General features: G+C 72.4%; 12 protein-coding genes. 6 read left to right on the top strand and 6 right to left on the bottom strand.

All coding sequences use genetic code 11. The features are described from left to right. Positions 1-28: 28 nt before the first annotated feature. On the top strand, positions 29-2,347 hold the full coding sequence (gene secA2, locus LZG04_RS34665) for an accessory Sec system translocase SecA2 (RefSeq protein ID WP_233825185.1): 2,319 nt from the start codon (positions 29-31) through the stop codon (positions 2,345-2,347). Between the two features lie 49 nt (positions 2,348-2,396). Here the strand turns inward: secA2 and LZG04_RS34660 are convergent, their stop codons facing one another. Further along, on the bottom strand, positions 2,397-2,663 hold the full coding sequence (locus LZG04_RS34660; protein ID WP_233825183.1) for a hypothetical protein: 267 nt from the start codon (positions 2,661-2,663) through the stop codon (positions 2,397-2,399). Positions 2,664-3,067: 404 nt separating this feature from the next. Here LZG04_RS34660 and LZG04_RS34655 point away from each other — a divergent pair, with 404 nt between their 5' ends. After that, positions 3,068-4,366 (top strand): tannase/feruloyl esterase family alpha/beta hydrolase, encoded by a 1,299-nt coding sequence (locus tag LZG04_RS34655; protein WP_374202951.1) that lies wholly within the window; start codon positions 3,068-3,070, stop codon positions 4,364-4,366. Between the two features lie 44 nt (positions 4,367-4,410). Here LZG04_RS34655 and LZG04_RS34650 read toward each other — a convergent pair whose 3' ends face one another. Beyond that, entirely contained in the window at positions 4,411-4,881 is a 471-nt protein-coding gene (locus LZG04_RS34650) for a nuclear transport factor 2 family protein (RefSeq protein ID WP_233825181.1), read from the bottom strand. A 98-nt stretch (positions 4,882-4,979) separates the two neighbouring features. On the opposite strand from LZG04_RS34650, the gene LZG04_RS34645 reads away from it, so the two are divergent. Continuing rightward, positions 4,980-5,531, top strand: coding sequence for a TetR/AcrR family transcriptional regulator (locus LZG04_RS34645; RefSeq protein ID WP_233825179.1), 552 nt, complete (start codon positions 4,980-4,982; stop codon positions 5,529-5,531). Positions 5,532-5,562: 31 nt separating this feature from the next. Beyond that, a complete protein-coding gene (locus LZG04_RS34640) occupies positions 5,563-5,832 on the top strand; it encodes a hypothetical protein (RefSeq protein WP_233825177.1) in 270 nt (89 codons plus the stop codon). A gap of 9 nt (positions 5,833-5,841) precedes the next feature. Here LZG04_RS34640 and LZG04_RS34635 read toward each other — a convergent pair whose 3' ends face one another. Genes LZG04_RS34635 through LZG04_RS34625 form a run of 3 tightly spaced genes read right to left on the bottom strand, consistent with a single transcriptional unit; the run spans position 5,842 to position 9,841 of the window. After that, entirely contained in the window at positions 5,842-7,692 is a 1,851-nt protein-coding gene (locus tag LZG04_RS34635; RefSeq protein WP_233825175.1) for a GAF domain-containing protein, read from the bottom strand. A 4-nt stretch (positions 7,693-7,696) separates the two neighbouring features. Then, complete coding sequence (locus tag LZG04_RS34630; protein ID WP_233825173.1) at positions 7,697-9,034, bottom strand: MFS transporter; 1,338 nt, start codon at positions 9,032-9,034, stop codon at positions 7,697-7,699. A 39-nt stretch (positions 9,035-9,073) separates the two neighbouring features. After that, positions 9,074-9,841: a 3-hydroxybutyrate dehydrogenase gene (locus LZG04_RS34625; protein ID WP_233825171.1), complete on the bottom strand. Its 768-nt coding sequence runs from the start codon at positions 9,839-9,841 to the stop codon at positions 9,074-9,076. A gap of 195 nt (positions 9,842-10,036) precedes the next feature. Between LZG04_RS34625 and LZG04_RS34620 the strand changes: the two genes are divergently transcribed. Next, a complete protein-coding gene (locus LZG04_RS34620; protein WP_233825169.1) occupies positions 10,037-10,201 on the top strand; it encodes a hypothetical protein in 165 nt (54 codons plus the stop codon). A gap of 9 nt (positions 10,202-10,210) precedes the next feature. On the opposite strand, the gene LZG04_RS34615 is transcribed toward LZG04_RS34620, so the two are convergent. Then, the gene (locus tag LZG04_RS34615) at positions 10,211-10,939 is read right to left on the bottom strand and encodes a TetR/AcrR family transcriptional regulator (RefSeq protein WP_233825167.1); all 729 of its coding nucleotides are present in this window, start codon (positions 10,937-10,939) and stop codon (positions 10,211-10,213) included. 73 nt (positions 10,940-11,012) lie between these two features. Here LZG04_RS34615 and LZG04_RS34610 point away from each other — a divergent pair, with 73 nt between their 5' ends. Beyond that, the gene (locus LZG04_RS34610; protein WP_233825165.1) at positions 11,013-12,167 is read left to right on the top strand and encodes an MFS transporter; all 1,155 of its coding nucleotides are present in this window, start codon (positions 11,013-11,015) and stop codon (positions 12,165-12,167) included. Positions 12,168-12,180 lie beyond the last annotated feature (13 nt).

Raw genomic sequence — 12,180 nt, 5'->3', positions numbered from 1 at the left:
TTGTGGACTTGCCGTACGTTGCCGTGCCGTGACCACTCTCCTGGGACGGTTCAAGCAGCGGCTGCGTCGGTTCGCGCAGAAGCCCGGCTCCGCCGACCTCACGCCCTACCGGAAGCTGCTCGAAGAGGTCAACGAGCAGGCCGAGCGCGTGAAGAAGCTCAGCGACGAGGAACTGACCGCCGCGGCGGCCGCACTGCGCGACAAAACGGACTTCGGCCGCCCCGAGCTGGTGGAGGTCTGCGCGCTCGGCCGCGAGGCCGCCGACCGCGCGCTCGGCCTGCGCCCGTTCGACGTGCAGATCCTCGGTGCGCTCGGCCTCCTGGAGGGCCACGTGGTCGAGATGGCCACCGGTGAGGGCAAGACGCTCTCCGGCGCCATCGCCGCGGCGGGCTTCGCGCTGCGCGGCGACCAGGTGCACGTGGTCTCGGTCAACGACTACCTGGCCCAACGCGACGCCGAGTGGATGGGCCCGCTCTACGAGCTGATGGGCGTCAGCGTCGGCTGGATCAACCAGAGCTCCAAGCCCGAGGAGCGTCGCGCCGCCTACCAGGCCGAGGTCATGTACGCCTCGGTCTCGGAGATCGGCTTCGACGTGCTGCGCGACCGGCTGGCCACCGACGTGGACGACCTCATCGTGCCCAAGCCGCGCGTCGCCCTGGTGGACGAGGCGGACTCGGTGCTGGTGGACGAGGCTCGCGTGCCGCTGGTCCTGGCGGGCTCCACGGCGGGCCCGGCGGTCGACCCGGCGCTGGCCGACCTGGTCAAGCGGCTGCGCCGCGACCTGCACTTCGAGATCGACGACGAAGAGCGCAACGTCTACCTCACCGGCGCGGGCAGCGAGCTGGTCGAACGCGCGCTCGGCGGCATCGACCTGTACTCCGACGAGCACGTGTCGACCACGCTGAGCAAGGTCAACGTGGCCCTGCACGCGCAGGTGCTGCTGCACCGGGACGTGGACTACATCGTCCGCGACGGCAAGGTGCACCTGATCAACGACACGCGCGGCCGGATCGCGAAGCTCCAGCGCTGGCCCGACGGCCTGCAGGCCGCGGTCGAGGCCAAGGAGAACGTGGCCACCACGGACGCGGGCGAGGTGCTGGACTCCATCACGGTCCAGGCGTTGCTCAGCCGCTACCCGACGGTGTGCGGCATGACCGGCACCGCGGTGGCGGTCGCCGAGCAGCTGCGCGACTTCTACCAGCTGGAAGTGCTGGTCATCCCGCCGAACGTGGAGACGATCCGCGAGGACGAGGCGCCCCGGCTGTACGCGACGCTGGAGCAGAAGGAAGCCGCGATCGTCGCCGAGATCAAGAAGGTGCACGAGACCGGCCGACCGATCCTGGTCGGCACGCTGGACGTGGCCGAGTCCGAGCGCCTGTCGCGCAAGCTCGCCGACGCGGGCCTGGAGTGCGTGGTCCTCAACGCCAAGAACGACGCCGAGGAAGCCGCGATCATCGCCGACGCGGGCTCGTTCGAGCGGGTCACCGTGTCGACCCAGATGGCGGGCCGCGGCACGGACATCCGGCTCGGCGGGCACGACTCGACCGACCGGGAGCGCATCGCCGAGCTGGGCGGCCTGTACGTGATCGGCACCGGCCGCCACTCCAGCAGCCGGCTGGACGACCAGCTGCGCGGCCGCGCGGGCCGGCAGGGCGACCCCGGCGGGTCGGTGTTCTTCTCCTCCTTGCAGGACGACCTGGTCACGCAGTACGTGCCCGACCACGACGAGCCGGCCGAGGTGGACGACGAGGGCCGGATCACCGACGCGGGCACGCTGCACACCGTGGAGCACGCGCAGCGCGTGGCCGAGGGCGTGCACCTGGAGATCCACCGCAACACCTGGCGGTACAACAAGCTGATCGAGCACCAGCGCCAACTGCTGCTGGAGTACCGCGACAAGCTGCTGCGCACGGACCTGGCGTGGGAGGAGCTGTCGGAGCGCAAGCCGGACAAGGCCCACGAGATCAAGGACCTGGACTCCGACGTCAAGGTCTCCGCGGCCCGGCTGATCGCGCTGCACCACCTCGACCAGCGGTGGAGCGACCACCTGACGTTCCTGACCGACCTGCGGGAGGGCATCCACCTGCGGGCGCTGGCGCGGCAGAACCCGCTCGACGAGTTCCACCGCGAGGCCATCCCGGCCTACCACAAGATCATCCCGGACGCGTGGGACGAGGCGGAGGAGACCTTCGCCAAGGTGGTGATCGACGCCGACGGCGCGCACCTGGCCGAGGCGGGCGTGCAGCGCCCGAACACCACCTGGACCTACCTGGTCAACGACAACCCGTTCTCCTCCGGTCTCGAGGAGACGTTCAAGGGTCTGGTGAAGCTGGTCCGACGCCGCTGAGGCGTCCCGCGCGCGGGCCGGGAGTCAGGCCCGGCCCCGCGCGCGGAGGTCACCGGACGGGCGCGGAGACCTTCTCGTCGGCGACGGGCTGCGCCTGCCGCGGCAGCGCGGCCGGTCTCGGCATCCGCTGCGCCACCGCCTGCTCGGTGAGCGCACGGATCTCCGCCAGGATGTCCAGGTGCTGCTGGGACGGTGGCGGACCGACGAGGTTCGAGTGGTCGAACGCGGTGCGTTCGGCCCGGTGGGCCAGGTTCTGGATGCGCCGGATCAGGTCCCACTCCTGGTCAGTGCGCGTAGAGCGCCGTTGCTCAGTCACCCCGGAAGCAGACACCTCACGCCGGGTGAACGTAAATCACCTGGCAGTGCGAACTTCGCTGGGTCAACTCAGCTACCCCTGCCCAGGCGCCGAAAACGCACCGATCGTGGTACTCAAGGTTCCACCGCCGAGCTAGAGGCAACGCCGTGCACGCGGGGACCGGCAGAACAGGGCCGTTCGAGCGGTCGTGGCGCCCGATCACGGCTCGGTCATGCACCGATCGACGTCACCTGTGGCAGTGAACTCCGCGGTCCGGGCCGTTCGTGACGGTCCGTCGATACGACCACGGGTGTGAGGGTCACTCGGAGGCGTTATGCCGGTGGTTTCGCGCACCACATCCGCCCCGCCGGCCATGGCGTCCGGCCCCATTCCGCCGCGCCGCGGGCGGTTTTACCGTGCCTCGGGTGAACATCGCCGTTCCGCTGATCGCAGCGCTCCTCGCGACGACGGCGCAGGCCGTTCCCGCGTCCGCCCACGGATGCGGGCCCCTGCGCGTTCCGGGTGCCGAGCACCAGGAACTGACCCACCTCGCCGACCTGTCCACCGCCGGGGGCCGCACCGATCCCGCCGACTGGGCCGGGCTGACCCCGGCCGGCCTGCCCGCTCCGACGCCGGTGGCGGGCACCCAGGTGGACGGCTACTTCCCCGACTCCTCCACCGGCAACACCAACCACGGCTGGGCGCACGACTCGCAGTTCGTGATCCGGCTGCCGCAGCGCTGGAACGGCGGCCTGGTCGTGACCGGCTCGCCCGGCGTGCGCGAGCAGTACGCCAACGACCGCGCGATCAGCGACTTCGCGCTGGCCCGCGGCTACGCGTTCGCGTCGACCGACAAGGGCAACACCGGCGTGGCGTTCCACCGCGACGGCAGGCGGCCGGGTGACGCGATCGCCGAGTGGAACCACCGGGTCACGCAGCTGACCCGGGCCGCGCGGGCCGTGGTGGCGCAGCGGTACTGCCGACCGCCGTCGCGGACCCTGGCCACCGGCATCTCGAACGGCGGCTACCTCGTGCGCTGGCAGTTGGAGAACCACCCCGAGCTGTACGACGGCGGCGTGGACTGGGAGGGCACCTTGTGGACCGCCCAGGGCCCGAACCTGCTGACGTTCCTGCCGCCCGCGCTGAAGGGCTACGCCACCGGGGACAAGGCGGCGGTCGTGGCGGCCGGGTTCCCGGCCGAGTCGGAGTTCCTGTGGCCGTTCCACCACCAGTACTACTGGGACCTGACCCAGCGCATCTACCGCGAGGAGCTGGACCCGGCGTGGGACGGTGACGTCGAGGCGGGCACGCCGTTCTGCGCTCCCGGCACGCCGCGGTGCGACGCGGACTACGACTACGCCTCACGGCCTGGGGCGCAGCGGGCGGTCGAGCGCATCGCGCTCACCGGCCGGATCGGCAAACCGCTGCTCACCCTGCACGGCACGCTGGACGTGCTGCTGCCCATCTCCCGCGACTCCGACGTCTACGCGGACATGGTCCGCCAGGCCGGTCGCGGCGCGCTGTTCCGCTACTACCGGATCGAGGGCGGCACGCACGTGGACTCGCTGTTCGACGCGTTCCCGGACCGGCTGCGGCCACTGACCCCGTGCCACCGCACCGCGTTCGCGGCCCTGGAGGGCTGGCTGACCGGCACGCAACCGCCCGCCTCGGCGACCGTGCCGCGTCCCGCGGTCGTGAACGCGACGGAGTGCGCGCTGGCGTGACCTCCCGCCGCTCGGCTGCTTGCGAGGCGGCCGAGCGGCGGGCCTCAGCGTGCCGCGGTGGTGAGTGCGGCGGCCAGGTCGCCCAAGCGGCCGAAGGCGCGGGCCATGCCCAGGTGATCGACGTAGTCCCGCGATTCGACGATGACGCCGTCGCGCACCCTGGTCACGAAGACGCACGGCACCGCGAAGGGCGAGCCGTTCACCGAGCCGACGTAGTCGAACTCGAACACCACGAGCTCGGGGTCCCCGGTCTCGCGGACGACGCCCACGGCCTCGAACCGGTCGGCTCCGCGGGCCCGGCCCGGTCCCTCGGCGAAGTGCCGGCGCAGCTCGGCGCGGGTGCGCAGCGGTGGGTCGCCCAGCGGCGAGAACGGGTGCCGGACGTCGGTGCGCTCGGCGTACAGGCCGGCCAGGTGGTCGAGCAGCGCCTCGCGCTCGGACCCGGTGGGGTCGCCCGCGATCAGGCGGCTGACGCCGACGGCGACGGCGCGGACGACCTCGGCTGGTGACGGCATGACTTCCCCCACAGAATCGGAGTCCCGACTCCGGTTAATGTACCGGAGTCGCAACTCCGGATAAAGTCCTCCCACGGCCGGCTCGGCAGGAGGTCTGGATGCGGCAGGACGCGCGGGAGAACCGGGAACGGATCCTGGCCGCGGCGGAGGAGGTCTTCGGCGCGCACGGCGTCACCGGGTCGACCGAGGAGGTGGCGCGGCGGGCCGGCGTCGGGATCGGCACGGTCTTCCGCCACTTCCCGACCAAGGGCGGGTTGATCGAGGCCGCGCTGCTGCGGCACTTCGACCACCTCACCGCACGGGCCCACGCGCTCGCCGCCGAGGCCGACCCCGCCGTGGCGTGGCGCGTCCTCGTCCGCGCCATGATCGAGAGCGGGGCCACGAAACTCGCCCTGATCTCGGTCCTGACCGACGGCAGGGGCTTCCCGGACAGCGCCGCCGCCGCGGCGACCCGGTTGAAGGCCGCCGTGAGCGACGTGCTCCGCCGGGCGCAGGACGTCGGCGCGGTACGCGCACCCGTCACGGTCGAGGAGGTCTACCTGCTCATCCGCGGCCTGGCCCAGGCCTCCGCCACCACCCCGACGAGCCCCGACACCCTCGACCGCGCCATCGACGTCGTGCTCACCGGTCTGTCCCAGCCGACCGTGTGATGAGCAGCCGGCATGAGGCACGGTGGCGGTCGTGGAGTCCTATCGAGGCAGGGTCGAGCTGGTCTGGACGATGAACTCGGCGCTCGACCTGACGGCGACCGGGCACGGCACGTCCTCGGTCACCGGGCACGGTTGGTCGGGGCACGTCGCCCCGGCGACCGACGACGACCGGACGCTCTTCGAGCTGGGCGGGCCCTGCGAGGTCCGGTTGGGCGACGGTCGCGGCTTCGAGGCGGAGGTCGGTGCGCCGGGCGACGACGGAGCGTTCCCCCTGCGGGAGTCCGATCCGGGTGCCCGGTAGTGGGTGCCGTCAGTCGCCCAGCACCTTCATCAGCTTGAGCGCGAGCTGGACTTCGAGCACCCGTTCCGGCGACTGCCAGTCCTCGCCCAGCAGGCTCGCCACCCGGTCCAGGCGCTGCACCACCGTGTTCACGTGGACGTGCAGCTCGTCCTTGGCGCGGCTGAGGTTGGCGCCGCACGCGAAGTACGCCGTGACCGTGCGGACCAGTTCGGTGCCGCGGCTGGCGTCGTAGTCCAGCAGGGGGCCCAGGGTGGACCGGACGTACCCGGCGACGTCCGCCCGGTCGCCCAGCAGGACGCCGACGAACCCGAGGTCCGCGAGCGTGCCCCCAGTGCCTTTGCGCCCCAGTTGCAGCAACGCCTTCAGGCAGCGCACGGCCTCGGCGTGCGCGGCGGCGACGCCTTCCGGGCCGTGTGCCGGGCCGCCCGAGCCGACGGTCACCGGCAGGCCCACCGCCTTGCCCAGCACCCGGGCCGCGTCCCGCGCCGCGCACGCCAGGTCCGCGCCGGGCAGCACCAGCACCACGTGCTCGCCGTGGACGCCCGCGAGGCCCCGGCACGCCGACGCGTGGTGCGCGGCGGCGGCCGGCAGCCGGTCCCGCGGGCCGTCCGCGACCAGCACCACGTGGTCGGCCGCCAGTTCGACGCCGACCCGGCGGGCGCGGGCGCGCAGGGCCACCGAGTCCACCGCGGCGGTCAGCAGGTCGGTGATCAGCTCGCCGCGCACCTTGTTCTCGGCTTCGGCGACCGTGCGGCGCAGCAGGAGCAGCAGGGCCGTGACGACGCCCGCGCGCTCGAACAGCCTGCGGTCGGCGTCGCCGAGGTCCGGGCGGTCGGTGAGCGTGATGCTGCCCAGCAGCTCGCGGCCCGCCAGCACGGCGCACACCCACGTGCCGTCCTGCGGGATGGCGCGGCCGCTGGCGCGGGAGGCGTTGACCGCGGCCCGTGGTGCGAGCGCGCGGGTCGTGCCGATGCGGGCCAGCTCCGCGCCGTCGCTGTCGTGCACCACTATCCCGCCGTCGAGCACCTTGGCCACGGCGGCGGCCACCTCCGGCACGTCCGCGCCGCGCAGCACCAGGTCGGTGAGCCGGTCGTGGGCGTCCTCGGCGCGGCGCATGGCCTCGTTGTGCGCGCGGATCGTCTCGCCGGCCGCGCGGGTCTCCTCCAGCAGGTGCGCGGTGTCCAGCGCGATCGCGGCGTGGTCGGCCAGCGACGACAGCAGCGCCACCTCGTCGGGCGGGAACTGGCGCGGCGAGCGGTTGGCCGCGTAGAGCACGCCGATGACCCGGCGGTCGAGCTTGAGCGGCACGCCCAGGATCGCGACCAGCCCCTCGTCGCGCACGGCCGCGTCGATCGGGCCGGTGTGGTTGAACCGGTCGTCGGCGAAGTAGTCGGCGGTCACGTACGGCTGGGCGGTCTGCGCCACCAGGCCGCCCAGGCCCTCGCCCATGCCGAGCCGGACCTGTTGGAACAGCGCGGAGATCGAGCCGTCGGTGACCCTCATGTACGTGCCGCGCTCGCCGGGCTCGTTCATGCTCAGGTAGGCGATGTCCGCGCCGAGCAGCAGCCGGGCGCGCCGCACGATGGACCGCAGCACGGCGTCCGGGTCGCGCACGCCCGCCAGGTCGTTCGCGGTGTCGAACAACGCCTCCAGCTCGGCTTCACGGCGGCGGTGCGCGGTGAGCGTGCGGCGGATGCGCAACGCCCACTCCGTGGCGCGGGCGATGCGGTCCAGCTCGTGGTCCGGCACGCCCGCCGCGCGGGCCGCGGGGAGCACCGCCGCCAGCCGCTCACTGCCCGCGTCCGCCGCGAGCAGGTCGAGCAGCTCCAACAGGTGCTCCACCGCGTCCGCCTCGCTCATGCCCTCATGCTCGCACCGCGGCCTGGTCGGCGTCGGCCCGGTTCAGGGAAGTGCCCTTCGTCTCCTTCGCCACCACCACGGCGATCACGGTCAGCACGCACATCCCGAGCACGTACAGCACGATCGGGAACGAGCTGTCGTAGCTCGCCAGCAGCGCCGTGGCGATGAGCGGCGCCACCGCGCCCGCCGCGATCGACGCCAACTGGTAGCCGATCGACGCACCCGAGTAGCGCACCTTCGTGCCGAACAGCTCGGAGAAGAACGCGGCCTGCGGGCCGTACATCGCGCCGTGCAGGAACAGGCCGATGGTGACCGCGAGCGTCATCGGGACGAACGACTTCGTGTCCAGCAGCGCGAAGAACGCGAACATCCACACCCCGATGCCGACCGTGCCGATCAGGTACGTGGTGCGGCGGCCGATGCGGTCCGACAGCGCGCCCCACAACGGGATCGTGACCAGGTGCACGAACGAGGCGATCAGCACCGCGTTCAACCCCGCCGACCGCGGCATCCCCAGCTCCGAGGTGATGTAGACCAGGATGAACGCGGTGATCACGTAGTACGACACGTTCTCGGCCATGCGGGCGCCCATCGCGATCAGCACCTCGCGCCAGTGGTCGCGCACGACCGCCACGATCGGCGGCTTCTCCTTGAGCTTGCCCGCCTCGATCTTGGACTGGGCCTCCAGGAAGACCGGCGACTCCGAGACGCTGAGCCGGATCCACAGTCCGATGAGGACGAGCACGCCGGACAGCAGGAACGGCACCCGCCAACCCCACGACAGGAACGCCTCGTCGCTCTGCACGGCTGCCAGCACCGCGAGCACGGCGGTGGCGAGCAGGTTGCCCATCGGTACGCCCGCCTGCGGCCACGACGCCCAGAACCCGCGCCGCTCCGCGCTGCCGTGCTCGGACACGATGAGGACCGCGCCGCCCCACTCGCCGCCCAGCGCGAAGCCCTGGATCAACCGCAGCAGCGTCAGCAGCAACGGCGCGGCCACGCCGATCGCCGCGTAGGTGGGCAGCAGGCCCATGGCGAACGTCGCGCCGCCCATCAGCACCAGGCTCAGCACGAGCAGCTTCTTGCGGCCGAGCTTGTCGCCGAAGTGGCCGAACACCAGGCCGCCCAGCGGGCGGGCCAGGAAGCCGATCGCGTAGGTGGTGAACGCGAGCAGGGTGCCGTTGAGCGGGTCCGCGGTGGGGAAGAACAGCTTGTTGAACACCAGGGCGGCGGCGGATCCGTACAGGAAGAAGTCGTACCACTCGATCGTGGTTCCGATCAGGCTGGCTATGACGACCTTGGTGAAGGATTTCTTCGGCTGCGGTGGGGCGGCGTTGGTCATGTCGGTCACCACTTCGTTGGGGTTGGGGGAACGAGGGGGTTACTGGGCGGTCCAGCCGCCGTCGATCGTGAACGACGAGCCGGTGACGTGACCGGAGTGCGCGCCGCACAGCCACAGCACGACGGAGGCCACCTCGGCCGGTTCGATGAGCTGCTTGATGGCGTGCCGGGTGAGCATCACGTCGGCCAGCACCTGCTCGGGCCCGATGCCGTGCGCGCGGGCCTGGTCGGCGACCTGGTTCTCCACCAGCGGGGTGCGCACGTAACCGGGGCTGACGCAGTTGCTGGTCACGCCGTGCGGCGCGCCTTCCAGCGCGACGACCTTGCTCAGCCCTTCCAGGCCGTGCTTGGCGGCGACGTAGGCGGCCTTGAACGCGCTGGCGCGCGTGCCGTGCACGCTGGAGATGTTCACCACCCGGCCCCAGCCGCGCTGGTACATGTGCGGCAGGACGTGCCGGGCGAGCAGGAACGGCGCGGTGACCATGACCCGCTGGAGCAGCTCGAACCGCTCGGGCGGGAACTCGTGGACCGGGGCGACGTGTTGCAGGCCCGCGTTGTTGACCAGGATGTCGACCTCGGTCGGCAGGTCCCGGACGGGGTCGTCGGCGGCGAGGTCGACCACGTGCTCCGCGCCGCCGGTCTCGCGGGCCGCCTCGGTGACCGAGTCGCGGTCGCGGTCGACCAGGTGCACCTTCGCGCCGGCGCGGGCGAGGGCGAGGGCGCACGCCCGCCCGATGCCGCTGCCGGCGCCGGTGACCAGGGCGGTGCGACCGGACAGGTCGTCGCTGTGACCGGGGACACTCGTCATGGCCCGAAACGCTAGGTGACCTGCGGTTGGTCGCCCATGTGACCAAGCCCCACAACGTGTGGTCGACCCATGTGTTTAGCCGACAGTTAGCCGGGTACTGATCGGATTGCCCAATACCGGGTGAAGTGACGGTACGACCGTAGGTACGCTGCTTTGGCCCGTTCGGGGGACGTACGAGGTTTTGGGGGTTACGAAGTGTCACTCACGCCGATCTACGACGACCTGCTGCGCGAGTTCGAGGGCATCATCCGCGTCAGCGAGGCCGCCGAAGCGGTCCAGACCGCCGCACCGACCTCGGAGCAGGCCGACGAGCAGGCTGGTGGGCAGACCGACCAGCCGCCGACCCCGGACGAGGGCTGACCAGGTCTTTCAGGGCGTCGAAGCCCTCCGCGAGGAGATGAGGGCTTCGACGCCGTCCAACAGCAGCCGCAGCCCGAACTCGAACTTGTCCCCCGTGTACGGCGACACGCCCGCCCGCACGGCCTCGACCAGCGCCGGGTAGGGCGAGAAGTCGACCAGCTCGCCGAGCAGGGCGTCGCGTTCGCGCACCTCCTCGGCGCTGGGCTCGCGCGTGTCGAGGCTCAGCCGAGCCTGACCGCGCACGTAGGCGTCGACCGACTCGACCACGGCCATCTTCTCCGCCTCGGTCAACCCGGTGCCCGCGAGCACCCGCAGCGCCGAGTCCATCCAGCGCAGCAGGTTCGGGCCGGGCGCGGCCACCGTCGCCACCAGGTGCAGCACCCACGGGTGCTCGCGGAAGAGCTGGTGGTCGGCGCGGGCCCACGCCTCGACCTTGGCCCGCCAGTCGCCCGGCCGGTCGTCGGGCAACGTGTCCTCGGCCCCGATCGCGTCGACCATCAGGGCTTCCAGCTCCGCCTTGCCCGGCAGGTAGGTGTAGAGCGACGCCGTGCCGACGCCCAGCTCCTCCGCCACCCGGCGCATGGACAGCGCGGCCGGCCCCTCGGTCTCCGCGACCTGGATCGCGGCGGCCACGATCCGCTCCGTCGTGAGGCCGCGCCGAGGGCCGCGGGCCGGGCGGCGGGCGTCCTTCCACAGCAGTTCGAGCACGCGCCGCTGGGCGTCGTCCTTTGCGGTCATGGTGAAACTCAGTATACCGTTCGGAGTTGTACGAACGGTGTTCGGAGTTTGGGGGACGGACGTGGACCGGGGGTTGCGAAGGGAACGGCGGACGCTGACGGCGGCGACGCTGGCCAACGGCCCGACCGAGCTGGTCGACTTCGTGCTGCCGCTGTGGGCGGGCGCGGCCATCGGGTTGAGCGCGACCGAGGTGGGCGTGCTGATGGCGGTGGAGCTGGCGGTGTCGGTGGTCGTGCGGCCGCTCGCGGGCGTGCTGGCCGACCGGTGGGAACGACGGCACACCGCCGCCGCGGGCGCGCTGCTCTACGCCCTGTCGTGCGCGGGGTACGCGGTGGCCCAGAGCGCGGCGCTCGCGTACGGCGCGGCGGCGGTGGGCGGTGCCGGTGGCGCGCTGCTGTGGGTGGCCGTGCGGGCGATCGTCAGCGAACGGCTCGACGAGGACACGGCGGTGTTCCCGCGCCTGCTGTCGGCGCAGGAGACGGGGACGTGGGTGGCGTTCGTGACCGGGCTGGCGCTGGTGGGCGCGTTCGGGTATGCCGGGCTGTTCTGGGCGTGCTCGGCGGCGTGCGCCGCGGCGGCGGTGTTCCTGCTCGCCGCACCGCGCCGGCGCGAACGCGGCGGCCGAGGGGTGGCGGCGGCCGGGCTGGGCGCGGTGGGCAGGCGGTTGCGGCCGATGCTGTTCGCGGTCGTGATGACCATGGCGGCGGAGGCGGCCGTCGGGTTGCTGCTGCTCCTGCACCTGCAACGCGGGTTCGGCCTGGAGCTGCGGGAGGTGGCGTACGTGTTCCTGCCCGGCGCGATCGCGATGAGCGCCGCCGCCGAGCACCTGCACCGGTACGTGCTGCGGTTCGGCAGGCGGGTGGTGCTGACCGGCGCGTCGCTGGCCAGCGGCGCGTTCGCGATCGGCCTGGCCTGGGCGCCCAACCCGTACGTGATCGCGGGGCTGTGGGTGCTCAGCGGGTTGGCGTGGGCGGCGGTGATGCCGGTGCAGCAGGCCGTGATCGCCGAGGCGGCCGACGGCCGGGTGGGCCGCGCGATGGGCGTGTACGAGGCGGCGTGCCTGGTCGGGGCGTTGATCGGCAGCCTGGTCGCGGGCGTGCTGTACGACGGGGCGCACTGGTGGGTGGCGTGCGTGGTGGCCGCCGCGATGATCCTGGCGGGCGCGGTGGTCGTGCCGCGCGCGGTGCGGCGGCTCGGCGTGCCCGACATCCCGGCGGTCAAGGCGTAGGACGAAACGCGGA

The sequence above is a fragment of the Saccharothrix sp. S26 genome (assembly GCF_021390395.1).
Lineage (GTDB): Bacteria > Actinomycetota > Actinomycetes > Mycobacteriales > Pseudonocardiaceae > Actinosynnema.
Note: the sequence above shows the minus strand (reverse complement) of the source record. Positions and strands in the feature narration are given on the sequence as shown.